Origin of the sequence: Halobaculum sp. MBLA0147, from assembly GCF_041361345.1 — an archaeon.
Classification (GTDB): domain Archaea; phylum Halobacteriota; class Halobacteria; order Halobacteriales; family Haloferacaceae; genus JAHENP01.
This window is the reverse complement of record NZ_JBGKAD010000001.1, coordinates 37,491-61,531: the sequence shown is the minus strand read 5'-3', so window position 1 is coordinate 61,531 and position 24,041 is coordinate 37,491. Positions and strand designations below refer to the sequence as shown.

The 24,041-nt window shown below is 70.0% G+C and carries 25 protein-coding genes; 12 read left to right on the top strand and 13 right to left on the bottom strand.

The genetic code is table 11. The annotated features are described in order from the left end of the window. Positions 1–41: 41 nt before the first annotated feature. The 4 genes from RYH80_RS00300 to RYH80_RS00285 form a co-directional block, all read right to left on the bottom strand. Entirely contained in the window at positions 42–722 is a 681-nt protein-coding gene (locus RYH80_RS00300; RefSeq protein WP_370901863.1) for a hypothetical protein, read from the bottom strand. 382 nt (positions 723–1,104) lie between these two features. Next, positions 1,105–1,770 (bottom strand): flagellin, encoded by a 666-nt coding sequence (locus RYH80_RS00295; RefSeq protein ID WP_370901862.1) that lies wholly within the window; start codon positions 1,768–1,770, stop codon positions 1,105–1,107. A gap of 150 nt (positions 1,771–1,920) precedes the next feature. Beyond that, positions 1,921–4,269, bottom strand: a complete 2,349-nt coding sequence (locus RYH80_RS00290; RefSeq protein WP_370901861.1) for a thioredoxin domain-containing protein — start codon at positions 4,267–4,269, stop codon at positions 1,921–1,923. Between the two features lie 132 nt (positions 4,270–4,401). Next, complete coding sequence (locus RYH80_RS00285) at positions 4,402–6,468, bottom strand: DUF4397 domain-containing protein (RefSeq protein ID WP_370901860.1); 2,067 nt, start codon at positions 6,466–6,468, stop codon at positions 4,402–4,404. A gap of 442 nt (positions 6,469–6,910) precedes the next feature. Here RYH80_RS00285 and RYH80_RS00280 point away from each other — a divergent pair, with 442 nt between their 5' ends. Together RYH80_RS00280 and RYH80_RS00275 are read left to right on the top strand one after the other, a co-directional pair. Then, entirely contained in the window at positions 6,911–7,189 is a 279-nt protein-coding gene (locus tag RYH80_RS00280) for an ArsR/SmtB family transcription factor (RefSeq protein WP_370901859.1), read from the top strand. A 69-nt stretch (positions 7,190–7,258) separates the two neighbouring features. Next, positions 7,259–7,540, top strand: coding sequence for a DUF8036 family membrane protein (locus RYH80_RS00275; protein ID WP_370901858.1), 282 nt, complete (start codon positions 7,259–7,261; stop codon positions 7,538–7,540). Between the two features lie 96 nt (positions 7,541–7,636). Here RYH80_RS00275 and RYH80_RS00270 read toward each other — a convergent pair whose 3' ends face one another. From RYH80_RS00270 to hisC, 3 genes are read right to left on the bottom strand one after another with little or no spacing between them, the layout of a single operon-like run. Beyond that, positions 7,637–8,257, bottom strand: coding sequence for a CDP-alcohol phosphatidyltransferase family protein (locus tag RYH80_RS00270; RefSeq protein WP_370901857.1), 621 nt, complete (start codon positions 8,255–8,257; stop codon positions 7,637–7,639). Then, the gene (locus RYH80_RS00265) at positions 8,254–8,784 is read right to left on the bottom strand and encodes an adenylate kinase family protein (protein ID WP_370901856.1); all 531 of its coding nucleotides are present in this window, start codon (positions 8,782–8,784) and stop codon (positions 8,254–8,256) included. Before RYH80_RS00265 ends, RYH80_RS00270 begins: the two co-directional genes overlap by 4 nt. Beyond that, positions 8,781–10,034 carry a histidinol-phosphate transaminase gene (gene hisC / locus RYH80_RS00260; protein WP_370901855.1) on the bottom strand — a complete coding sequence of 418 codons (1,254 nt, stop codon included), beginning with the start codon at positions 10,032–10,034 and terminating at the stop codon, positions 8,781–8,783. Before hisC ends, RYH80_RS00265 begins: the two co-directional genes overlap by 4 nt. Before the next feature lie 195 nt (positions 10,035–10,229). Between hisC and RYH80_RS00255 the strand changes: the two genes are divergently transcribed. Then, positions 10,230–10,589, top strand: coding sequence for a hypothetical protein (locus RYH80_RS00255; protein WP_370901854.1), 360 nt, complete (start codon positions 10,230–10,232; stop codon positions 10,587–10,589). A 53-nt stretch (positions 10,590–10,642) separates the two neighbouring features. Here RYH80_RS00255 and RYH80_RS00250 read toward each other — a convergent pair whose 3' ends face one another. Beyond that, complete coding sequence (locus RYH80_RS00250; RefSeq protein ID WP_370901853.1) at positions 10,643–12,109, bottom strand: pentapeptide repeat-containing protein; 1,467 nt, start codon at positions 12,107–12,109, stop codon at positions 10,643–10,645. A gap of 415 nt (positions 12,110–12,524) precedes the next feature. Here RYH80_RS00250 and RYH80_RS00245 point away from each other — a divergent pair, with 415 nt between their 5' ends. The 5 genes from RYH80_RS00245 (at position 12,525) to RYH80_RS00225 (ending at position 16,828) form a co-directional block, all read left to right on the top strand. Further along, positions 12,525–13,319 (top strand): hypothetical protein, encoded by a 795-nt coding sequence (locus RYH80_RS00245; RefSeq protein WP_370901852.1) that lies wholly within the window; start codon positions 12,525–12,527, stop codon positions 13,317–13,319. A gap of 156 nt (positions 13,320–13,475) precedes the next feature. After that, on the top strand, positions 13,476–14,468 hold the full coding sequence (locus RYH80_RS00240; RefSeq protein ID WP_370901851.1) for an FKBP-type peptidyl-prolyl cis-trans isomerase: 993 nt from the start codon (positions 13,476–13,478) through the stop codon (positions 14,466–14,468). Between the two features lie 129 nt (positions 14,469–14,597). Next, a complete protein-coding gene (locus RYH80_RS00235; protein ID WP_370901850.1) occupies positions 14,598–14,861 on the top strand; it encodes a DUF8049 family protein in 264 nt (87 codons plus the stop codon). A 120-nt stretch (positions 14,862–14,981) separates the two neighbouring features. Beyond that, a complete protein-coding gene (locus tag RYH80_RS00230; protein ID WP_370901849.1) occupies positions 14,982–15,425 on the top strand; it encodes a YlbF/YmcA family competence regulator in 444 nt (147 codons plus the stop codon). Positions 15,426–15,745: 320 nt separating this feature from the next. Further along, positions 15,746–16,828: a phytoene/squalene synthase family protein gene (locus RYH80_RS00225; protein WP_370901848.1), complete on the top strand. Its 1,083-nt coding sequence runs from the start codon at positions 15,746–15,748 to the stop codon at positions 16,826–16,828. Between the two features lie 105 nt (positions 16,829–16,933). Here RYH80_RS00225 and RYH80_RS00220 read toward each other — a convergent pair whose 3' ends face one another. Next, on the bottom strand, positions 16,934–17,824 hold the full coding sequence (locus RYH80_RS00220; protein ID WP_370901847.1) for a hypothetical protein: 891 nt from the start codon (positions 17,822–17,824) through the stop codon (positions 16,934–16,936). A gap of 97 nt (positions 17,825–17,921) precedes the next feature. Here RYH80_RS00220 and RYH80_RS00215 point away from each other — a divergent pair, with 97 nt between their 5' ends. Continuing rightward, positions 17,922–18,953, top strand: coding sequence for an AMP-binding protein (locus RYH80_RS00215; RefSeq protein WP_370901846.1), 1,032 nt, complete (start codon positions 17,922–17,924; stop codon positions 18,951–18,953). Between the two features lie 46 nt (positions 18,954–18,999). Here RYH80_RS00215 and RYH80_RS00210 read toward each other — a convergent pair whose 3' ends face one another. Then, positions 19,000–19,746, bottom strand: coding sequence for a hypothetical protein (locus RYH80_RS00210; protein ID WP_370901845.1), 747 nt, complete (start codon positions 19,744–19,746; stop codon positions 19,000–19,002). Positions 19,747–19,844: 98 nt separating this feature from the next. Here RYH80_RS00210 and RYH80_RS00205 point away from each other — a divergent pair, with 98 nt between their 5' ends. Next, positions 19,845–20,066, top strand: a complete 222-nt coding sequence (locus RYH80_RS00205; RefSeq protein WP_370901844.1) for a hypothetical protein — start codon at positions 19,845–19,847, stop codon at positions 20,064–20,066. A gap of 85 nt (positions 20,067–20,151) precedes the next feature. On the opposite strand, the gene RYH80_RS00200 is transcribed toward RYH80_RS00205, so the two are convergent. Then, positions 20,152–20,787, bottom strand: a complete 636-nt coding sequence (locus tag RYH80_RS00200; protein ID WP_370901843.1) for a uracil-DNA glycosylase — start codon at positions 20,785–20,787, stop codon at positions 20,152–20,154. A 138-nt stretch (positions 20,788–20,925) separates the two neighbouring features. On the opposite strand from RYH80_RS00200, the gene RYH80_RS00195 reads away from it, so the two are divergent. Both RYH80_RS00195 and RYH80_RS00190 read left to right on the top strand, forming a co-directional pair. Continuing rightward, positions 20,926–21,318, top strand: a complete 393-nt coding sequence (locus RYH80_RS00195) for a PPOX class F420-dependent oxidoreductase (protein ID WP_370901842.1) — start codon at positions 20,926–20,928, stop codon at positions 21,316–21,318. Between the two features lie 204 nt (positions 21,319–21,522). Beyond that, positions 21,523–22,383 carry a class I SAM-dependent methyltransferase gene (locus RYH80_RS00190; protein ID WP_370901841.1) on the top strand — a complete coding sequence of 287 codons (861 nt, stop codon included), beginning with the start codon at positions 21,523–21,525 and terminating at the stop codon, positions 22,381–22,383. 197 nt (positions 22,384–22,580) lie between these two features. Here the strand turns inward: RYH80_RS00190 and RYH80_RS00185 are convergent, their stop codons facing one another. Both RYH80_RS00185 and RYH80_RS00180 read right to left on the bottom strand, forming a co-directional pair. Then, positions 22,581–22,976: a TRAM domain-containing protein gene (locus tag RYH80_RS00185; RefSeq protein ID WP_370901840.1), complete on the bottom strand. Its 396-nt coding sequence runs from the start codon at positions 22,974–22,976 to the stop codon at positions 22,581–22,583. 161 nt (positions 22,977–23,137) lie between these two features. After that, positions 23,138–23,941, bottom strand: coding sequence for a ZIP family metal transporter (locus RYH80_RS00180; RefSeq protein ID WP_370901839.1), 804 nt, complete (start codon positions 23,939–23,941; stop codon positions 23,138–23,140). Positions 23,942–24,041: the final 100 nt, after the last annotated feature.

Here is a 24,041-nt window from a genome sequence, read left to right as displayed (position 1 = left end):
CCGAATCCGACACCGACCGTCACGACCGAACTGACCCCGACTCACAGTGGGACCGACTCCTCGCCGTCGAGTGACTCGGGCACCACGAACCGGATAACCGTCGTCGTCCCGGCCTCCGTGGTCAGTTCGATCGTCACCTCGTCGCCCGGTTCGAGAGCGTTCGGCTGTGCGGGCGCGTCGCCGGAGCCACCCGCGCCCGCCGCGTCGTCGCCCCCGGTCGAGCGAGCGTCACCCTCGCCGAGCGTGTCGAGAGCGAAGACGAACGCGAACCGGTCGCCGGGGTCGTCGAGGCGAGTCGTGGTCGGGACGGAGCCGTCCGCGTCTCGGATCGGGCGAATCTCGAACCTGCCGAACTCGCCGTCCGTGTCGTCTGTGACCAGCGTGTAGGAGTCGTTCCCGGTGACCCACGTCACGCTCGTGTTCGCGAGCGAGATGTAGCCGTCGCCCGGGGCCGACTGGGTGACGGTCACGTTCACGACGTCGACGGTGCCGTTCGCGGTGACGTGCCCGGTCGTGGCGACCTCCCGGGGGCGGTCGGGGATCTGGTCCGGCGGCGCGTCGACCTGTGCCAGTTCGCCGTCTGGCGTCGGCTCCGGCTGGAGGACGCCGCTCACGTTCACCAGCGCACCGACGGCGACCGACGCCGCCACGGTCAGCACTACGACCGCCGCGAGCGTCCACGGTCCGATCGGTCCGGACTCCACTCTCGTATTCCGAGACACGTTCGACCTCCGAACCCGCCGAGACGACACCCGCTACCGACGGACGGGTCAAAAGACCGGCGGTGGAAACCTCGGATCCGTTCCGACGACGCTACCCGGCACAGACGCTGCCGTCGCGTCGGTGGGTACGAGTCGACTGGGAGCCAGGAGTCGACGTCGTCGGCAGCGACGTGGAGGGCGTCCCCGTCGCCTCCGAGAACGCACCGGACCGCATCGGGCGCGTCGGGTTCGACGACGACCGCCTGTGGACGCCTCCGAGTCGAGCGAAGAGCGAGCACACGCCGGCGCCGGAGGGACGACGCCGTGCGGCGGCGAGTCGAGTGAGGTGTCGTCGAGACGACGGTTCCGGGAGGAAGAGAGAGTCGCTCTCGAGTCCCGCGAGTTACAGCAGGACGGAGTTCTTGCCTTCGAGCGACTCGGGGACGGAGAACCGGATCGTCGTCGTCGCACCAGCCTGCGTGTTCAGCTTGAGCGTCACCGTGTCGCCGCCCTTGAGGTCGTTCGGCTGAGACGGGGACGTGTCGGATCCACCCTCCGCGGTGTTGTCGTCACCCGTCAGCTTCGGGTCGTTCTTACCGGGCGTGTCCAGGTAGAAGACGAGGTTGAACCGGTCGTCCGGGTCGTTGAGTACCGTCGCACCGGTACTCGTGTCGCCCTCGTTCCGGACGGTCTGGACGTTGAACTCTCCCAACCCGGACTTGACGTCGTCTTCGACGAGAGTGTACGAGTCTTCCTCGGTCACCCACGTCACCGTGACGTTCTCGAGGTCGACCTCGCCGGCGCCCGGTGCCTGCGTGACGGTCACGTTCACACCGTTGACGACGTCCGTCTCACCCGAGGTGACGTGACCGGTGGTGACGACCTCTTGGAGACGATCCGAGACTTGTTTCGACGACTGTTCACCCGTCGTCTGTGCCTGCGACTGGAGGAAGCCAGCGGTGTTGATCAGGACGCCGGCAGCGATCGCCGCCACCAGCACCATCGCGATGAACACGATGAGCGTCCCGATGCCTACCTGACCCCGCTCGGTCTCTGTATCATCGAACATTGTCGTAGTTCCCGGCTCTCGGGTGAACGGAGGTATCGGAAGCCGACGGAAAAACCCGCCGGGGTAGTTATCAGACACGATAGCCCTCCACGGTTCGTACACGACCACGGTGGTCGGGGTCGCGAGTCGGCGTGGCCGTCCGGTCTCGTCTCACTCCCCCGGCGTCCACGTCAAGGCGTCGAACAGCTCCGTCCGTGGCGGCGAACAGGCCCGCCCCCGACAGACGTAGGCGGTCGGCGCCCCGTCGCGCGCCTCGCGGTTCGCCCACACCGGCGGCGCCTCCGACAGTCCGAGCGTGTCGAGCCACGCGGAGAGACCGCTCTCCGTCGCGGGCCGCGGGGCGAGCACGGCGTCCGCGAGGTACTGATTCGCGAGCGTCTCGCGCCACTCGGCGGGCCACTCGTCGGCGGCCAGCGTCACCTCCAGCGAGCCGCGAGCGTCGGCGGCCGCCCCCAACGCGAGGGTGACGTGCTCCAGCGGCCGGCCGGCGATCCGATCGCGGTGGGTCGCGAGTGCGGCACGCGCCGCCTCGGCGTACCCCGCGTCCGGCCGGAACCCGTCGAGTGCGAGCAGCGTCGAGACGGCGACGCCGAGACTCGAGGGCGTCGACCGGTCCGTCGGCTCCTGTGGCCGCGCGATCAACGACTCCCCGTCCGCCGGCGTCGCGTAGATCGTCCCCGCCTCGGCGTCGTAGAACGCCTCGTGGATCACGTCCGCCAACTCCAGCGCGAACGAGAGGTGCTCCACCTCGCCGGTCACGCCGTACAACTCCAACGCCCCCCGCGCGAGGAACGCGTAGTCGTCGAGGTAGCCCGTCCCCTTCGCACCGCCGACCGCTCCCGACGCGCCGCCGACCGGCGTCGACGGGTCGTCGCCGCCGTCACCACCGTCGCCCTCGTCGCCGCCGTCTCCTCCGTGGCTCTCCACTCCACCCGCCGCGTCCGGCAGATCGTCGGGGTCGACGTAGCGACGTGCCAGTCGCTCCCCGTCCCAGAGGTGCTCGCGGACGAACGACAGCGCCGCGGCACCGCGGTCGGCCAATCCCGCGTCCAGCGTCCGCGCGCCGGCGGCGAACGCCGACACCGCCAACCCGTTCCAGGCGCCGATCACCTTGTCGTCGCGCGGCGGCCGCTCGCGCTCCTCGCGGGCGTCGTACAGTGCCGCCCGGCCGTGTCGGAGCAGTTGCCGCACCGTCGCCCGCTCCAGGTCGTGGGACTCTGCCAACTCGGATGCGGTCGCGGCGACCGTCGCCACCGTCTGCCCGCGCTCGAAGTTCGGCTCGTCGACGCCGAAGCGGTCCCGGAGCACGTCGCCGGCCGTCTCCCGGTCGACGCCGAGTTCCGCGAGCGTCTCCTCGGCCAGCTCTGCGTCCAGTGCCGCCCGGAGACTCGCCTCGTCCCAGACGTAGAAGGCACCCTCCTCGCCGCCGGAGTCGGCGTCCAGCGTGGCGTAGAAGCCGCCCTCGGGGTGTCCCAACTCGCGGTCGAGGAACGCCAGCGTCTCGCTCGCGACGACGGCGTACCGTGGGCGTCCGGTGAGGCGGTAGGCGTCGAGGTACACCCGCGCCAGCGAGCCGTTGTCGTACAGCATCTTCTCGAAGTGCGGGACGACCCACTCCCGGTCGGTACAGTAGCGGTGGAACCCGCCGCCGATCTGGTCGTACAACCCGCCGTTCGCCATCGCGTCCAGCGTCTCCGTCGCCACCCGCAGCGGCGTCTCGTCGTCGCTGCGCTCGGCGGCACGCAACAACAGGTCGATCCGGCCGGGCTGTGGGAACTTCGGCCCGCCGCGTCCGAACCCGCCGTGCTCGCGGTCCGCACTCCTGATGGCCGTCGTCACGGCGTCGTCGAGCGTCCCCGAGATGGCGTCGTCCTCCTCCTCGTCGCCGCCTCCCGCACCGTCCGACGGGTCTGCACCGACCGCGGTCGCGTCGGCCGCCGAGTCACTGCCGGTGGTCGCCGCACCACCCGTCGTCTCCAGTTCGTCGCGGGCGGTCGCGGCCCACTGCTCGCCGCGCTGGCGCATCTCCTCGCGCTGTTCGGGGTCGGCCCAGGAGTTCGCGACGTTCTCGCAGACATCGAGGAAGCCGGGCTGGTTCCGCTGTGCTCGCTTGGGGAAGTACGTCCCGACGTAGAACGGGTTCCCCTCGGGGGTGAGCCACACGGACAGCGGCCACCCGCCGCCGCCGGACACCTTGTGACAGACGGTCTGGTAGATCCGGTCGAGGTCCGGGCGCTCCTCGCGGTCCACCTTGATCGGGACGAACGACTCGTTGAGCAGGTCTGCGACCGCCTCGTCCTCGAACGACTCCTCCTCCATCACGTGACACCAGTGACAGGCGCTGTAGCCGATCGAGAGGAAGATGGGTACGTCTCGCTCGCGGGCGGCCGCGAGTGCGGTCTCGTCCCAGGGCTGCCAGTTCACGGGGTTGTCTGCGTGTTCGCGGAGGTACGGACTCGCCTCGTCGCCGAGCCGGTTCCGCGCCGTGGGATCGCTCATCGCTCCCCCTTCGGACGGGACACTCATGAATCGCGCGTCATCTGGACGGACGACGAGGAGTGGGAAGTGGGGGATCGTCGGGCCCGCTGGCTCACGCCGCGATCGACTCGAACTGCCCGACTACCCGCTGGCTCACGCCGCGATCAGTTCGAACGACGTGTCGACGGGTTCGTCGTCGACACTGGCGTAGCCGGCGGCGAACAGCGTCACCAGCCCGTCGTCGTAACCGGCGTCGACGCGGAACTGGCCGACCAGTTCCCCCCCGTCGGCGGTGACGACCTCGACGGCGTCGTCGACGACCATCGCGCCGACGGTGTCCGACTCACCGAACGAGACGGGGTCGAACGCCGGGTCCTCTCCGGACAGGGTCACGTTCACGGCCGGCGCGTCGGGCGACGCGTGGACCAACCGCACCCAGATCGTGTCGTCGCTGCCGTAGTCGCCGCCGTCGTCCAACACCAGCGGACCGAACGGCTCGTCTCCCTCTTCGCTCACCTCGCCGGTCGCCGCGAGGGTGTACGGGGTGTCCGACTCGACGCTCACGCTCCCCGAGTACACCGGGGTGTCGCCGCCGGCCGGCGTGATCGTCACCGACCGCTCGCCGGGAGGCACGTCGAGGTACGCCGAGACGGCGCCGAACGGCACGTCCGAGCGGACCTGTGTCCCGTCGACGGCCACGTCGACGGTCGGCGCGTCCGGCGAGAGGTGCGCTACCCTGAGTCGTGCCGGCTTGTCGACGAGACCGCCCGCCGTCCCCTCGTTGTCGTTCGACAGCGCGATCGTGAACGGTGTGTCGCCGGGCTCGTCCTCGGGTGTGAGGTAGCCCCCCGCGAAGGCGGTGTACACCTGCCCGCCGCTCAACTGCACCTCGGAGGTGGCCACCACGTCCCCGTCGTTCGACTCGGTGGCGCCGCGTACCTGTAGCGTGTCCCCGCCGGACGGCACCTCGACCGTCGCCGTCTCCCCGAACGCCACCCCGTCGAAGACGGCCTCGCCGGTCGACGCGAGTGTCACGTCCACCGCCGGTGCGTCCGGCGACGCGTGGAGGAGTCTGATCCGCGCCGTCTCCTCGCCGGGGTCCCCGTCGTCGTCGCGCAACACGACCGGGGCGAACGACTCGTCGGCCTCCTCGCCCACCTCACCGGTCGCGACCAGCGTGTAGTCGACGCCGCTCGTCAGCGGGACGCGGTCGGCGAACAGGTCCGTGCTCGGGTCGTCGGCGGGGCGGATCTGGATCGGCCGACCGCCGGGCGTGAGTTCGCGGTACGCCGTCACTTGCCCGTACGCGAGGTCGTTCACGGCGAGCATCTGGTCGGTGAGCACGTCCACGCTCGGCGCGTTCGGCGCGAAGTGCGCGACACGCACCCGCGCCGGTGCGGGCGCCGCGGTCACCTCCCTCTCGCCCGTGTCGTCGATCAGTTCCACGTCGAACGGCGGATCGTCCGGTTCGTCGTCGGCCGTCAGGTAGCCGGTCGCGAACGCCGAGTAGACCCGGCCACCCGCCAGTTCCACGTCGAAGGCCGCCACCACGTCGCCGTCGTTCGACTCGGTGGTGCCGCGGACCTCTAGCCGGTACTCGCCGGCCGGCACCTCGACGGTCGCCGTCTCCCCGAACGCCACCCCGTCGAAGACGGCGTCGCCGGACGACGCCAGTGTCACGTCAACCGCCGGCGCGTCCGGTGACGCGTGGAGGAGTCCGACGCGCGCGGTGTCCGATCCGGGGTCATCGAGGTCGTCGGTCGTCACGACCGGGGCGAACGACTCGTCGGCCTCCTCGCCCACCTCGCCGGTCGCGGCCACCGTGTACGCCGAGTCCGCCGCGACGCTCACGGAGCCGGAGAACACCGCCGCGTCGCCCCCGACCGGCCGGATCTCGACCTCCCGGTCGCCGGCCGGCACCGCGAGGTACCCCGAGACGGTGCCGTACGGCACGTCCTCCAGGACCGCCGAGCCGTCGACGAACACGTCTACGTTCGGGGCGTTCGGCGAGAGGTGCGCTACCCGGATCGACCCGGTCGGGCCACTCGTCTCCGTCGCCGCCGTCGCGTCGGTCGCGGTCGAGTCGCTCGTCGGGGTCGCCTCGTCCGTGGGGGTTCCGGTCGCCGTCTCGCCGCCGTTGCTCCCGCAGCCGGCGAGCCCGGCGGTCACACTCGCGCCGATGCCGCCGAGCAGTCGCCGTCGCGTCGTGTCTCGGGCCATGCGCTCGAGGCGTCACCCGGGCGGCTCATAGGTCATTTCGGAGATCCGACGAGAGTCTCTCTCAATTTCGACTCGATTCCGTCGTGAGTCTCTCTCGCGTCCGTCTGCGGGCGTTCGGCGAAAGTGCTTTACCCTCGGTCCGGCGAGACGTGTACAGTGAGAGCGGACGGCTCTGGGGGGGTCTCGGCGGGAGGAGACGCCACCACGAGCGACGACGGGACGCGCCACCACGAGCGACGGCGAGACGCGTCCCCACGCGACGACGAGACGCGTCCCCACGCGACGACGGGACGCGCCACCGCGAGCGACGCCCGTCCGCGACGCGGAGCGCGTCCTGCCGGGGGACGGAGACGTTCGGTGGCGGTTCGGTCGCCCGCCCGGCGGTGGTCGTATGTCAGCGTGTCGGTGGATTCTTGTCTCGTCGCGCGGAACGAGGCGGCGAATGGACACGGTCCTCTGGCAGACGCTGGCGGGGACGCGCGGAGGACCGAACCGCGCCCGGCTGCTGGCGGCGCTCGACGAACGCCCACGCAACGCGAACCAACTCGCCGAGGAGTTGGATCTCGCGTACAACACGGTCCGGTACCACCTCGACGTGTTGGAGGACAACGGCGTCGTCACGAGCGGGGACACGGACTACGGCGCGGTGTACCTCCCCAGCGACCGGACGGAGGCGAACTGGGACACCGTCGAGCAGATCCTCTCACAGGTGGACGACTGACATGACCACACGCTACACCACGGAGTACCACGCCAAGACCGCCGACCGACGCCCACGGGGGGAGACCGCGTGAGTCTCCTCTTGGACGCCGCCCGCGTCGCGGCGGGTGTCAACGTCACCCTCCTGCTCGTCCTGTTGGGCATCTGGGCGCGCACCTACCGCGAGGTGCGCGCACCGCTCACGCTCGGCTCGATGGTGTTCGCGGCGTTCCTCCTCGCGGAGAACCTCGTCGCGCTGTGGTTCTACCTCACCGCCCCCGCGCTCCCGACCGTCGCCGTCCGCGTGATGATGGTCCTGCAGGTGTTGGAGACGGTCGGTATCGCCGCGTTGACGTACGTCACCTGGAAGTGAGGCGGTCCGTGCGGTGTCGTCCGAGCGAGTGGCCTGGCTCCGAAGGGTCGTGACCGGTCCCGAACGACTCCGCCAGATCGCACGAACTGTCGCCGACTACGACAGGTCGCGCCGGGCGCCCCAGAACCGTTGGAGTGCGGTCAAGTGGCCGACGACCGCGAACACGGCGAGCAGCAGCGTCACCGGCCCGAGGACACCGAGCAGCGGGACGCCGACGGCGACGCCGGGCACGACTGCGGCGACGACGCCGACGAGGCCGACGAGTGCGAGCCGGTCCGCGCGCCCGAGCAGCCCGCCGTAGTCGCGGCCGATCCCGACCGCCTGGATCTGCGTGCCGAGGTAGGAGGTCATCAACACGCCCGTGACGGCGGCGAAACCGACGCCGAAGCGACCGACGCCGGCCGTCAACCCGACGAGCACGGCGATGTCCGCGTAGCGGTCGAGTACGTGGTCGAGCAGGTCCCCACCGGCGGAGGCGACGTCCTGCTCGCGGGCGAGGGCGCCGTCCACCAGGTCGAGCCACCCGTTGAGGAACACGAGGAGACTGCCGGCGACGTACGCGAGTGGCGTCGCGACGGCGAAGACGACACCCGCGGCCACGGCACAGCCGAACGCGACGACGCTGATCCCGTCCGGCGACAGCCCGAGGCGGTCGGCGGCGACGACGAACGGGTCGAGCCCGCGCTCTGCCACGGGGCGGAGGCGATCCAGCGTCATACGTACTCGACGAAGTCGACGGTGCCCGCCGACGGCTCGCGGTCGCCGTCGATCACGGCTCGGATCACCGCCGCCGTCTCGCTCGGGTCGTGATCCGTCGCGTCCACCTCGTAGACGGCGTCGGCGCCGTGCCGCTCGACCGCCTCGCCGAGCACCACGTCCAGCGCCTCGCTCTCGCGGTTCTCGCGAGCGCTCGCCTCGCTCTCTCCGCGGTCCTGGAGCCGCTCCTCCAGCAGATCCGGGCGACACCGGAGTACGACCACCCGGTCGACAGCGAGTCTGTGTGCGAGGTGCGACTCGACGACGAGCGTGTCCCCGTCCGTCCCGTCGAGCAGGTCGCACTCGCGGTCCGCGACGAACTCGGCGGCGGCGTCCAGGTCGACGACGCGCGAGTCCCGCTCCTCGTCGTGGCCCGTCGTCAGGTCGTGCTCGCGGACGGCGTCGTTGAGGTGGACGACCGGCACGTCGAGTCGCTCGGTCGCGGTCGTCTTCCCGACGCCCGGCGTCCCGGTGACGGCGACTCTCACAGTTCCGCCTCCGGTTCGGTCGAGGACTCCTCCGCGGACGCTCCCGACCCCGTCTCCGCCGGGTCGAGTGCGTCCGCACGCGCCGCCTCGTCGATCGGCCCCGCGGCGGCGGGATCGTAGGCCGTCGCGTCCAGCGCGGCGAACACCTCGTCGAGGACGGCGACCGCCGTCCGCGTCTCCGCACGCGTGCCACAGGAGATCCGGACGTACTCCGGGAGACCGAACGACCCCGTGTCCCGGACGATCACGCCGCGGCGCTTGGCGGCCTCCGCGACCGCCTCGCCGGGTGCGGCGTCGGCCTCCACGCCGGCCACGCCGCTCGGGTCCACGTCACCGACGTGTGCCAACAGGAAGTTCCCGGCGCCGTCGACCGTCGGGACGCCCAGCCGCTCGTGCATGTACTCGCGGGCCCACGTCGCCGACTCGACGGACGTGGTGACGTGCTCGTCGTCGTCCAGGGCCGCGCGTGCCGCCGCGAGCGCGACGGCGTTGGCCGCGAACGGGGTGTTGATCCGTGCGTAGGCGTCGGCCCACGACTCCGGGACGACCGCGTAGCCGATCCGGAGTCCGGCGAGTCCGTACGCCTTCGAGAACGTCCGCGTCACGGCGACGTTGTCGTACTCGTCGAGCAACTCGATGGCGGACGGGCGGTCCGTGTACTCCCCGTACGCCTCGTCGACCGCCACCAGGGTGTGGTCGTCGACCGCCTCGACGATCTCGACCAGCTCCTCGCGTGGGAGTTCCGTCCCAGTCGGGTTGTGTGGCGAGGTGACGTAGACGACCCGCTCCCCGTCGTAGGCGTCCAACACCGTCGCGGCGTCCTGCGCGAAGTCGTCGTCGGCCGACAGCGGGTACGTCGTCGTCTCCCCGTGGTGGTAGCGCGTGCTCATCGGGTAGTAGGCGAACCCCGGCTCCGGCACGAGCACGCGGTCGCCGGGCTCCAGCGTCGCTCGCGAGAGGTAGTCGAGCGCGCCGTCGGCACCCGGCGAGACCCACACCTGCTCGTCGGTCACGTCCCAGCGGTCCGCCAGCGCGGCCGTGAGGTCCGTGTGGGCCGCCTTCGGGTACACGTGCGCGTGGCCCACGGCCTCGCGGGCGGCCTCCATCGCGGCCGGCGAGGGGCCGTGTGGGTTCTCGTTCGACGACAGTTTCACCAGCGCGTCCGGCTCGACACCCAGCTCGCGGGCGACTTCCTCGACACCCCGCCCGGGAACGTACGGCGAGTGGGCGGAGAGATCCCGTGTGTCCATATCTACGGGTTGGTGCGCGGGGGTATAATTCCTCTCGACTCCCGTGGCTCCGACGCGCGACCCTCCTCGTTCGGGACGTGGCACTGCGGCAGTCGCCAGTTGTCGAGCCGCCGGGAGTCGACCCGCTGGAAGGGGGGTGTTCGGATGTGCTCGATTTGCAAACACTCTTAGCGAGAGCCACTGTACGGCGGACGTATGAGTGACGAGTCAGGGTCCGAGTTCGAACACCACGTGGAGGACGGCGTGGTCGTGCAGGATCTGACGCGGTGGAACGGGGCCGACGGGTTGCCGGCGGCAGTCGTGTCCGACTGGAACACGTACGCGTCCGAGGCGGCGGTGACGGGCGCCGCGACCCTGCTGGGGGCGGGGACGGACGCGGCGACGGTGCGCGCGGTGGTCGACGCGCTGGTGGCCGCCGAGGGTGTCGACAGCGTGCGACGGCTGGCAATCTCGGTGCCCGGCGGCCCGACGGAGCCCGTCGCGGTCGAGACGGAGACGGTCGCCGTGCGCCGCTTCGGCGACGAGGAGGGTGCGATCGCCTGGGCGCGAGGGTAGGTGGGCGGCGGTTCTGGGGGTCGTTGGTGTGTGGTGGGAGTCGTGGGTGCGGCTCACCGCGTCGCGCGACGGCCGAGCACGAACACCAGGACGGCGAACAGAGTGACGCCCAGTGCCGACTCCACCGTGGCGAGCACGCGCCCGAACCCGACGGGGCTGAAGTCGCCGAAGCCGAGTGTGGTGAACGTCACTGTCGAGAAGTAGAGGCTGTCCGCGAGGGTGCCCGTGAGGCTTCCGAGGTACGACGGCACCGCGGCGATGTCGGTCGGGGGCGCAGGGTAGCGGACGGCGGCGTCCACAGCCACGTCGCCGGAGGCGTTGCTCCCCAGTCCGCGCTGTGCCGCCTCGACACTGCCAGGATTCGGTGCGACCCAGTCTCCCAACGGGTAGAGCAGCGCACAGCCGACGACACACGCGGCAGATGTCCCGATCACTCGTGAGGGCCGTTCGCCGTAGCCCATCGTCACCTCGAACGTCCGGAGTTGGAGCCAACGAACGTACGCCTGCCAGTCGCGGAGTCCGCGAACCCACTGTGCGACCTCGCGGACGGGGTTCCCTCGTAGGTGTCTTCCGAGACGCTTGAGTCGGCCACCTGTGTTCTGGAGTCGGTCACGGATTCTCTCTCTGGTGAGTGTATCGCGGATGTCACCGGCGTGGCTCGTTATTGCGTCTCGGGTGAGCCTGTCGCGTAGTGTGCCGATCTGGGTCTGGAGTGTGTCGCTGTCGAGACTGTGGTCCGGAATTCGCTCGCGCCAGCTTCCGACGTTCGCTTCCGCGGCGTAGTGGCGCTTGCGGGCGCGTTGCTTCCGGATGTGGAACTCCCGGGCGACGGAACTGAGGGCGTTCTCCTCGTGGAGGCGTTCGAGCCGGCGGTGGACCCAGACGGACGGCGGCGCGGCGTCGTCTGCGTCGTCTCGCTGGTCGCTCGTCACGCTGTCGTCGCGTTCGTAGATCGTCTCGGCGTCGAACGTGGTCTCGGCGTCGATGCGGGCGCCCGTGACATCGGTCTGGTCGAGTCTGGCATCGGTGAAGTCCGCGCCGCGGAAGTCGGTGTCTCTGAAGACGGCGTTTTCGAGATTCGTCGGTGAGTGGTCAGTGTCTGGGTCGCCGAAGAGGGCGTATCGGAAGTTGGTGTTCTTCGCGGTGGTGCTTGAGAGATTGGATCCGGAGAGATTGGCATGTTTAATATTCGCCTCCGAGAGGTCGGCGTCGAAGAGATCCGCCCCCGAGAGGTCGGCACCTGCGAGGTCCGCCTCCGAGACGTCGGCGTTTCTGAGGCTCGCCTTCGAGAGGTCGGCACCTCCGAGGTCCCCCTTCGAGAGGTCGGCATCTGCGAGGCTCGCCTCCGAGAGGTCGGTGTAAAAGAAGTTCGCCCCCGAGAGGTCGGCGTGTAAGAGGTTCGCCCCCGAGAGGTCGGCATCTGCGAGGATCGCCTCTGAAAGGTCGGCGTAGAAGAGGTTCGCCTCCGAGAGGTCGGCGTCGAAGAGGTTCGCCCCCGAGAGGTTAGCATACCGACACACAATTCCCTCTAGCGACGATGTTGGACGTGGTTCGTCTACATTCGCACCATCAAGGACAATCCCAGAACCGCTTCCCGGAGTTTCGTCGTCTCCGGCAACCCCTTCTGCGTGCCAGTCACACAGATCTCGTCCGTCGGTAGTACGACGCCAGCAAACGGAATTACGATACGCCTCAACTGCCTCTGATAGCGTATCAGGTGGTGATGGCACCAATCGAACATCAGCAGCCAACATCTCGAACCCACACCGCTCCTCCGGAACCGCATCCTGATCCTGAACTACGCCTTTACACTCAACCACACTCACTAACTACCAACGCACCACAAAAATCCACCCCACAACCACACACCCAACATCCCACCCACGCCACACCCACACACGCCACCTTCACACCGATCCGGCCCCTCCACCACTCGTGAGCCAGACACCACCGGAACGCTCCCCGAACCCGACGCGGATCGAAGACGACCCGCAGGAACGCCGCGACGCGGCGATCCGCGCGCTGATCGACCGCGAACCCAACCGCGCTGGCGACCTCTACACCCTCGCCGCGCGCGGCACCCTCGCGGGACTCGAAGGCCGCGGACGTGGATACGACACCCTCGGCGCGGACGCCTCGCGCGCCGGCTGGGGACTCGGGAACGTGATCCTCGCGACGTTCTGCTACCGCGCCGCGGGGCGGAAACCACGCGCCACCACCCGCGCGACGGAGGGGATCGCCATCGCCACCGACTACCGCGACAGCGTGCTCCAGACCGACGCCGAACGCGCCTGCGCCGAGGAGTACCGCGGCGTCTTCGGCGTCGCGGGCGGGATCGACACCGGCGGGTTCGACCGCGCCGAGGAACGGTACGAGAGCGTCGAGACGGACGACCCCGTCTCCGTGGCGACCGGCGCGTTCTTCGAGGGCCTCCGGACTGCCGTGGTCCAGACGAGTCGTCACACCCCGGCGCAGTTCGAGTGGGACGACATGCACGGCGGGGACACGAGCGACGCCTCGTACCTCGCCGCGCGACCGCGGTTCCTGCGGCGACGCCTCCCGAAAGTACTCGAACACGTCGAGAGCGCGGGCCGCGTCGCACCGCCGCGGGCGACGACCGAGCACAACAACGACAAGTGGCGGTGCCCCGACTGCGGGCAGTCCGAGGCCCACTGGGTCGCCAGCGAGGTGATCTGTCTCGACTGTGACGTGCGGATGGTCGAGAAGTAGGGCCTTCGCGTCCGTTAGACAGCCCGTCGTCGCGGTCCCCCGTCGTCCCGACACCCGGCCGACGAGATCCCGCGTCGCCGCGGCACCCCGTCGTTGCGACTCGCTGGCTGCGGGGGAAACGTGACTGTTAAGAAGCGGACGGGCGACGTTCGGCGTATGAGCGAAGAAGAGCAGGCAGACGCGGCGGAGGCCGCCGACGCCGGTGCATCCGACGAGACAGAGCAGGACACCGACGCAGACACCGAGGCGGCCGGCGACGGGATCGCCGAGGGTGACTTCGTCGAACTGGAGTACACCGTCCGGACGATCACCGAGGACGACGAGGAGGGACGCGTCGTCGACACGACGAGCCAGGAGGTCGCCGAGGAGGCCGGCATCGACGACGACGAGCACGACTTCTCCCCGCGGACGGTGACCGTCGGCGAGGGCCACGTCTTCGAGTCCGTCGACGACGACCTGGTCGGCCGCGAGGTCGGCGACGGCAACGAGGTGACGGTCCCGGCAGCCGAGGCGTTCGGCGAGTTCGACCCGGACCAGGTGAAGACGGTCACCGCGAACAAGATCCCCGAGGACGACCGCTACCCCGGCGCGCAGGTCACCGTCGACGGCGACCAGGGCTACCTGGAGACGATCGTCGGCGGACGCGCACGTGTCGACTTCAACCACCCGCTGGCCGGCGACGACCTGACGTACGACTACGAGATCGTCGGGCGCGTCGACGACGAGGAGGAGCAGGCCGCCGCGATGATCGGGATGTACCTCCAGGAGGAGCCGGACGTCCGCATCGAGGAGGACGTCGTCGAGGAGGAGGTCACCGTCGACGGCGAGGAGGACGACGAGGAGCCGGAGACGGAGACGGTCGAGCGCGACCGCCGCTCGCTGGTGATCGAGGCGACGCCGATGATGCAGATGAACCAGCAGTGGATGTTCTCGAAACAGCAGATCGCTCAACAGCTCATCGACGAGCTGAACCTCGACCGCGTCGTCGTCGAGGAGGTCATCGACGGCGGTGCCGGCGGGATGCCCGGCATGATGGGCGGCATGGGCGGCGGCGGTGCCGGTCTCGAAGAGGCCGTCGAGGAGGCCGCCGAGGACGAGGACATCGACGTGGACGCCGACGAACTCGTCGAAGAGCTCGACGAGGAGTGACGACGCCACGCGAGGCGTCGGGCGTAGGGCGGCCGAGCGACGCGCACTCGGTGAGTGACGCGCCGGGGTGTACGCTCACCACCCAGTGGCGTACACGCACCACCACGACACGGACGACGAGTCACACACATGAGTTTGGACATCGAGTCGGCGAAACGGGACCTGGTCGTTGCCGCCGCCGCGGCCGCGACGGCAGTGCTCGTGACGGTCGTGACGGAGGTGGTGCTCGGACTGGGTGTGAGTATCCTGTTGCGAGCCGTGCCGTTGTACGTCTACTTCCTGTACCGGTTCACCCGGAAGGGTGGCCCGTACGCCTCCATCGACACCCACCGGACGTGGGCGGTGCTCGCCGCCGTGTCCGGACTCGCGATCGTCGCGTACGGACTGCTCTGAGCAGCGTCCGACTGCAGCGGCGTCGTCGGAGTCACGGGCGACACGTCCGGTTCGACTGCCACGACACCGAGTCGCCGACGAGACGCGTCCGTTAAATCCCTCGCGGCCCGCGTGTGTGACATGAGTGTCGACTCCGACGCAGACGAGAGGACGGTGGCGGACGCGGGCGAAGACGGGACCGCCGGAGCCGCCGCAGACGCGGACGACGTGGAGGGACTCGCGACGGCACTCGGCGAAGAGATCGCCGCCCTGCCGGAGTACCGTGCCTTCGAGGAGGCGAAGGCAGCCGTCGAGGCGGACGACGAGGTGCAGTCGAAGATCGACGAGTTCGAGCGCATCCGCCAGGAGTTCGCGCTGGCGCGCCAGTCCGGCCGCGCCGACGAGGACGCCGTCGAGCGTGTCCGCGAGGCACAGCAGGAACTCCACTCGATGCCGACGATGGCACGGTACCTGGAAGCCCAAGAAGAGCTCGAAGAGCGACTGGAGACGCTGAACCGGCTGATATCCGACCCGCTCGCCGTGGACTTCGGTGGGGAAGCCGGCGGCTGTTGTCGCGACGAGTAGGACCGCGGTCGCCCGAGTGATCGCTGCGAGTCGGCGTGTTCCACCGCGTGGGTCGGTGTGTTCTACCGTGGGTCGGCGTGTCCCGCAGATCGGCGTGTCCCGCAGGTCGGCGTGTCCCGCGGCGACTCGACGTGTTCGCCGCAGCCGGGAGTGTTCCACTACGGGTCGGCGTGTCCGCTGGTGTCGTGGAGTGTCCGCTGCGGTCGAACACGAGTCGGCGAGCAGCGGTAGCGACGCGTCACTGCGGTCGGTCGCGCTCGCGGAGTGCGGTCGCGCCCCGCACGACTTTTGACCCACCCCGGCTTACGTCCCACCGTTCGATGTCAGAGGATGTTGCTCGGCCGGCCGCAGACGATCCCGACGCCGATCTGGACTGGTGTCACGACGCGGTCCAGGGGGTCTCGCGGACGTTCGCGTTGACCGTGGACGTACTCGACGAACCGATGTCGTCGTACATCTGTCTCGGCTACCTCGTCTGTCGTGTCGCGGACACGGTCGAGGACGCGGACCACCTCCCGCCGGCCGACCAGGCGGCGTTGCTGGAGACGTACGACGCCGTCTTGGACCCGACCGACGAGACGACGGCCGACGAGTTCCGCGCCGCGGTCGACGAGTACGTCCCCGCCGCGACCGAGCGGTCCGACGACTGGGAGACCGTCGCGGAGGTCGAGCGTGTGATCGCGACCTTCGAGTCGCTGCCCGAGGACGTTCGCGAGGCGATCACCCCACCGGCACGGGAGTTGGTCGGCGGGATGGCGGAGTTCGTCCGCCGGTACGCCGACGACGGCGGGTTGCGGATCGACGACGAGGCGGAGTTGGAGGAGTACTGTTACTACGCCGCCGGCACCGTCGGCAACCTCATCACCAACTTGGTCACGCGTGGGGACCACCTCCCCGAGGAGCGCGTCGAGACGCTGTACGACACGGCCGAGGAGTTCGGGCTCCTCTTGCAGTTGGTCAACGTCGCCAAAGACGTCCACGACGACTTCACGGAGGAGAACAACGTCTACCTCCCCGCGAGTTGGCTCGCGGAGGAGGGGGTCACTCAGGAGGCGGTCACCGCACCGGAGAACCAGACTGCCGTCGGGCGGGTCGTCGGGCGGACGGCGACGTTCGCGCGGACGTTCCTGGACGACGCGCAGACGTACCTCGAACACGTCCCGTTGGTGGACGGGAACACGCTGGAGGCGTGGGCGATCCCCTTCCTGCTGGCGGTGGGGACGCTCCGGGAACTGTCGGCGGCACCGGAACGCGCCGTCGACGGCCGCGGTGTGAAGGTGAGTCGCGAGGAGGTGTTCGCGGTCGTCGCCGCCACCTCCGAACACGGGCGGGAGTCGCTCCCCGAGTTCCGCGAGCGGATCGCCGAGCGCCCGTTCCACCGCACCGCGCCGACGGCCGACTGACGCCGTCGGACGGGCGTCGCGCCGCAGCGACTCTCGGTCGGTGTCTCACGTCCGGTAGTCCGGTCACCGGTGGTCTCGTGTCGGAGCAACACGCGCAGTCGCCGACTACGACGCTCGTTCGCGCTCGCGCTCGCGTCCGGTGTCGGAGGCCGTGTGGTCCGTCTCCACCCGTTCCGCACCCGTCGTCGTCGACTCGTCACCGACGACGCGGTCCAGCGCGTCACGGAGCCGGTCGCGCTCGTCGTCGTCGAGGTCCGCACAGTCGAACGACAGGTTCGGGTGCATCCCGCCGCGTTCGATCCGGAGTTCCTCGTCCGTGAGTTCGTAGTCGGCGAGTGTCTCCGCCGGGCGGAGCCAGTCGTCGGTGACGATCCCTTCGTCGGTGACCGTCAACTCCGTCTCGTCGTCGGCGAGTGCGGTCACCAGCGTCCCGAGTCCACCGATAGCGGTGAACACACCCGTCGGGAAGTCGAACTCGACCGCCTCGAGAGCGAACACACCGACGATCACCGTCGCGAACATGGCGACGCCGGCGAGGATCGGTGCCCACGACGGGACGCTCAGGCTCGTGCCGTCCTCGGCATCACCCACGGTAACCGAGAGGAGGTCCGTCGCGTCCGCGCGTCGCCGTCGGTTCCGTACCGCGAGACCCAGTGTGGCGACGACGACTCCGAGCCCGGACCCGGCCAACCCGAGCACGCCGAGGAGACCGAGCGGCGGACCGGGGTCCGCCGCCAGCAGGTACGCCAGGTACCCCAGTGGCGCGACCGTGAGTAGGCCACCCCACTCGGCCGTCCCGACGACCTCGTGCAGGTCGGAGACGCCGGTCGCCGCGAGGCCACCCACGAGCGCGACGGCGACCCAGGCGGTCGCGAGGACGGCGAGGCTCGGCACCGCGCCGCCACTGGCGACGCTCGCGACCACCGCCGCCGGGACGAGGACGGTCGCGAGGTACGACCCCGCCGCTGGCGAGAGGAGTGACTCTGCGTAGCTCACACGGTGAGTTCGAACGGTCGACGACAAGAGTGTTCGGGGAGCGTCACACGCCCAGAGAGCCCGAACGACTCTTGACTCCGCCCGCCGGAACACGACCGTGACTGACCGGAGCGACGAGACGGATCGATCCGCGGCCGGCGACGAGACGGAGGCGATGTCGGACGGTGACGGGACGGAGACGCCGTCGGCCGGCGACGAGACGGAGACGCCGTCGGTCGCGTCGACGGCGACGACGGTCGGCGACCTCGTCGCGCGGGACCGGCGACGACCCGCCCCGGCACTCCACGCGACGACCCGCGACCGGACGTACAGCTACTTCGACCTGTGTAACACCGCGGCGAAGGCCGGCAACGTGCTCCGCCACGTCGGCGTCCGGCCGGGCGACACCGTCGCCGTCGACCCCACGGCGCACCCGGAGTCCGTGTTGACGGCACTCGGTGCCGGACTGATCGGCGCGACCGTGACCTTCGACCCGGCAGTCGGCGAGCACGGCGACGCACGAGCACTCGTGGTCCACACCGACCGCGAGGAGGCCGTGACCGCTCCGCCGGGAACGAGTCTCGTCGTGTTCGGTGCCCAGCCGACCACCGAGGGTGCCACACACTGGGAGACGGAGGTGTGGAGCGAGAACCCGATGGCACCACCCGCGCCGACGGGGACCGACGATCCGGCGGTGGCCGTCGCCGACGAGACGGTCTCACACCGGACGCTGCTGGCGACGGCCGGCGAGCCGGCGCCGGACCCGGACACGGCCGTGGTGCTCGCGACGGGTCGACTGGACGCGACGACGTACGGCGCCGGCGTGATCGCACCGCTCGCCGCGGGTGGTGTCGCAGTCGTGACACCCGCCGGTGATGGCGAGGAAGACGGAGGTAGAGACACGAACGACGCGACGAGGGATTCTGCAGGAGACACCGACGACCCGGCAGGGAGTCTCACAGCGGACGGCGACGACTCGACGGGGAGTCTCACGGACGACGGCTCCCCGTCCGTCGCGGACGCGGTCGCCGCGGCAGCCGGCCTGGCGGGTGTCGAACGGGTCCACGTCGTCGGCGGGACCGAGACGGGTGTCGGAGACGGGGCGGACGGCTTCGGAGTGCCGGTCGAGCGTGTGACCGTCGACGAGTGAGGGAGTCCACCGTCCCGACGGGAGCCCCCGCTCCCCGACCCGTTCGTCACTCGTCGAGAACCAACTCGCCGTCGCGGACGCGGAGCCCGTGGTCGTCGACGAACAGCGCGGTGTCGGCGGGGGCGACCCGCTCGGCGCGGACGCGTGCCCGGACGAGCGAGACGACGGCCCGGAGACCCGCCGGGTCGTCGACCGTCGGCTGCACGTCCAGGAAGTCCACGTCGAGGTCCGCGTCGCGGGCGCGCGCCGTCAGTGTCTCCGTCGCCGGGTCGGTGAGGGCGTCCGCGAACTCGACGGGCTCGGTGAAGCCGGCGTGGTACACGTCGCCAGTCGCCGTCGGCCCGAGCACGACCGAACTCGACCGGAGCTTCATCGCCCCGCCGTCCACGTCCGCGCGCTGGACCAGCGGCGCAGTCGGCCGGAGGATCGCGACGGAGTCCGCCGCCTCCTCGCGCAGCAGGTGCGTGACGGTGTTCCCGACGCGCGCCGCGGTCGTCGACCCGACCTGGCGCTCGAAGCGAGCGGCGGTCACGTCCGAGAGTGCCTCACTCGCGAGCGTCCGGACCTCCGCCTCCGGCGTGGTGTCCGTGTGGTACTGCTCGGGCAGTTCCGCCTCCGGGAGGTAGTTGACGAGGAGGTCTCCACCGGCTCGCTCGGCGGTCCGCAGCGTGTCGCGCAGCGACGCAGCGTACAGCTTCGCGGCCTGCGCGGCCGACAGCGGTGTCGCGTCGACGAGTCGGTCACAGACGAACCCCTCGCGCGGCGGCGACGCCAAGACGACGACGGTGCTCATACGACGCACTCGTGTCGGCGACGGTTTCAGTCTTCCAGTTCCGTCCGCTCCCCACTGCGGAGCGAACGACTTACGTCCCGCGTCGCCGAGGCACGCACGTGAACGCCGACCGTCCGCTCGCGTTGTTCGCCACCGGTGGTGTCGTGACGCTCGTCGTCGGCGCGGTCCTCGCCCGCCTGCTCGGGTGGCCGGCCGGGGTCGGCCAGCCGCCGTCCGCGACCGGGATCGTCGCGCTCGCCGGGCTCCTCGTCGTCGCACTCGTCGCCGCCGTCGCGTGGGGCGTCCGTGGCACCGCCTCGCCGGAGCGTCGGTACTGGTGACGGAGAGTGTCGACACCACGTCGGTGTGATCCGATCGGGTTCGCCTGGTCGTCGAACCCGTCTCACCGCGTCCCCGACCCGGTGGTCACCGCTCGCGGCGTCCCTTCGTCTGTCGATAGTCGCGGGCGAGGACGTTCTCCAGCAGGTGCTCTCGGAGCGCGTCCGTCTCCGCCTCCGTCTGCTCGGCGAACGGCTTCGCCGGGACGAGTTCGAACCCACGGCCGCGGATCGTCGTCGCGTGTTCGGTCGCTACGTCGAAGCTCTCCGGACTGCGCGTGGTGTACGCGACTGCCAACGCCTCCAGCGCCCGCTGGCCGACGGGGAGGATGATCTCGGGGTTGATCATCCGCACCTCCGCGTTGAGGAACGGCTCACACGCCCGTACCTCCTCGTCCGTCGCCGCCCGCTCCGGGTGACGGCACCGCGTCAGGTACGTACAGAAGACGTTCTGGAGCTCCGGTTCGTCCGCGTCCGGCGGCGACCGCGACAGTCCCAGCTCTCCCAACAGCGACTGGAGTCGTCGCCCGGCAGCGTCACCCGTGAACGGGACCCCGGTCGCCTCGGCCCCCGCCGAGGGTGACTCGCCGAGTACCAGGAACTCCCCGCCCACGTCGCCGTAGCCGTGGACCACCCGCTCTCGACACTCCGCCAGAGCGGGGCAGTTGCGACAGTCCGTGTCCATCCCGAACGGGTTCGCGAGGTCGCGCTGGTCGGCGTCCACGGTCGCCGTCGGGACTCCGTGGGCATAGGTCCCTCGGAGCGGGTGGCGGGGCCCCCGGAGTGGGTCGAGACCTCGACCGGAACGACTGTCGGTTCGGGGACGCGAACCGTTTTGTCCGTCGGCGGCGACCGGGGGAGTGTGATCCCCGAGTCACACGTCGACATCCTCGAGAAGGAGTCGTACGCACAGATCGCCACGGTGATGCCGAACGGCACGCCGCAGGTCACGCCGGTGTGGGTCGACCACGAGGACCGCGAGTACGTGCTCGTCAACACCGCCCGCGGCCGACAGAAGGAGCGGAACCTCCGCGAGAACCCGAAAGTCGGCGTGTCGATCTACGACCCGGACGACCCGTACCGCTACGTCTCCGTCCGCGGGGAGGCGGAACTCACCGAGGAGGGCGCGGTCGAACACATCGACGAACTCGCACGCCAGTACATGGGCGTCGACGAGTACCCGCACCACGGCGAGGAGTCCGGACCGCGCGTGATCGTCCGCATCCCGGCCGAGAACGTCGTCACCAGCGGCTGATCGAAACGGCATCACCGAGGGGGGTCGGCACGTGGCGCGCCGGCGGTCGGTCGGCACGTGGCGCGCCGGCGGCGTCGGCGCGGACTCCGAGGTGGTACGTCGCGACCACTCGTCGCTCGACCCCCGTCGGGAGCCTCGGTGGCGCCTCGCTGGCCGGCACGTATCGGTGCGGTTTTCATTCTCGCCCGTGGAGACGCGCACAGCGTGAAGGGACAGGAGTGGTACCAGGACGACTCGGTCGCCCAGGAGTACGAGGACAAGCGGTTCTCCGGGGGCGGCCGGCTGATCGACCGCCGGGAGAAGGAGGCGGTGTTAGACGCCGTCGGCCCGGTCGACGGCGAGCGCGTCCTCGAGATCGCCTGTGGCACCGGCCGGTTCACGGTGATGCTCGCAGAGCGTGGCGCGGACGTCGTCGGCCTCGACATCTCCGACGCCATGCTGACGCAGGGCCGCGAGAAGGCCCGCCGTGCCGGTGTGGCCGACAGTATCGAGTTCATGCGCGGAGACGCCGGTCGCCTCCCGTTCCCGGACGACCACTTCGACGCGGTGATGGCGATGCGGTTCTTCCACCTCGCAGACACCCCCGAGGCGTACTTGACGGAGTTGGCTCGGGTCGCCCGCGAGGTCGTCTTCTTCGACACGTTCAACGACGCGTCGCTACGCGTGGTGTACAACTGGGCCTTGCCGATGGGGTCGCGGCTGTACGGCGGCGACGAGGTGCGCTCGCTCGTCGCCGACGCCGGGCTGACGCTCACCCGCGCGGACCACGACTTCGTGTTCCCGTACGGGTTCTACCGGAAGCTGCCGAACGCCGTCGCGGCCCCGTTCCGGGCCGTCGACACCGCGCTCGGCGGGACCGGCGTCGGCCGGCGACTCGCCTCCGTCTCCTACTGGACGACCGCAGTCGACACGGCCGGTGAGACCGCCGGAGAGGCAGGGACGAGCGACACCGGCGAGGCGACGGACGGCGACGGCGAGACGGAGGAGCCCGAGACGACGGCGGACGCGGACGAGACGGCGGCTACGGCGCGGCCCACGAGCGCCGACGGCGGTAAGTCGGAGTAGGTGGCGACCGGTCGGAGTAGGTGGCGACCGGTCGAAGTTCCGGCGAGGAGGCGGGGCGGAGTCTGGACACGTGGACGACACCTCGGTACGGACGGGTGCGTTCGACCGGTGAGACGACACGAGTGACTCGGCGGCGTTCGGAGTCGAGCGTCGGACTCGGTCGGCGGGGGCGGTCCGGGCGGACCCCCCACGTCGGCTCAGAGATCCTCTTCGATGATCTCGCCGACCGCGAAGTTGGACTTCACTTCGGTGACCTCGATCTTCACGCGCTCCCCGACCTCCGCGCCAGGGACGATGATGACGTAGCCGCGCTCGACGCGGGCGATGCCGTCACCCTGCTTGCCGAGGTCCTCGACCTCGACGTAGCGGATCTCGCCCTGGTCGACGGGCGGCTGGGGGCCGTCGCCGGTCGGTTCGCTCTCGGACTCGGACGACTCCGAGGCGGAGCGGTCGATCAGTGCCACACGGTGGATGTCGCCGGGCGTCACGCTCCCGGTGTCCACCTCGCGGCGGGGCACTTCGACGACGTAGCGGTCGCCGTCCTCTTCGATCTCGGCGCTGAACAGACAGACGAGTTCCTCTGAGATTTCCACGCGAGAGACCTCCGTCAGTCCGGTAGCGACGGCTCCGTCAAATACTTACCGCCCTCCACAGGTGTAGCCAGCCGCACGACGACTCGTCGAGGAGCCCCAGATCGAGATACGACCACGCCGAGAGACGAACCCAGTGAGAGACGAACCCAGTGAGAGGTGAGTCACAACACGAACAACGGCATCATCCCGAGGGCGCCGACGGCGATCCCGGCCGCCAGCTCCGGGACGCCACCTCGTGGGAGGTCACGGCCGGTCGCGAGCGCCTCCGGGAGGAACTCCGTGACCACGAGATACACCATCGCTCCGGCGGCGAACCCGAACCCGGCGGGGAGGAACGCCCGAGCGGAACGGACGGAGGCGAACGCCAGCGCGGCCCCGATCGGCTGCGGGAGCGAGGAGAACACCGCCCACCACACCATCTTCGGCTCGGAGACACCCATCGACCGGAGCGGGATCGAGATCGCCACCCCTTCGGGCACGTTGTGGATCGAGATGGCGACCGTCATGAACACCCCCAACACCGGGACGGAGAACCCGAGGACCGACACCCCACCGTCGAGTCCCAGTTCCGCGAACGAGACGCCGACGGCGACACCCTCGGGGAACGAGTGGACGGTCAACACCCCCAGGATCAACACCAACTTCCGAACGTCCGCCTCTGCGTACTCCCGCGGGTCGATCTCCGTGTCCACCAGCACGTCGTGGGCGACGACGACCAAGACGACCCCGGCGAGCACGCCCGCCCCGACCACGAGGGGGCTGCCACCGGCCTCCCGGAGCGCCTCGACGAGGAGTCCGAACACCGACGCGGACAACATGATTCCCGACGCCACACCCCAGAGTACGACGTTCCACCGATCCGACACCTCCTCGACGAGGAAGAACGGCACCGCTCCCAGCCCCGTCGCGAGTGCCGTCACGAGCCCCGCGATCCCGACGAAGACGAGGTTCTCGACGGTGACCACGTCGACGGCTTCGTCTCCACCGGCGGTAAACGTATCGGGTATCTTATGTTTTAGGTGGACCCAAACCGTCGCTGTGTACGGTGTGGCGACTACTCACCGA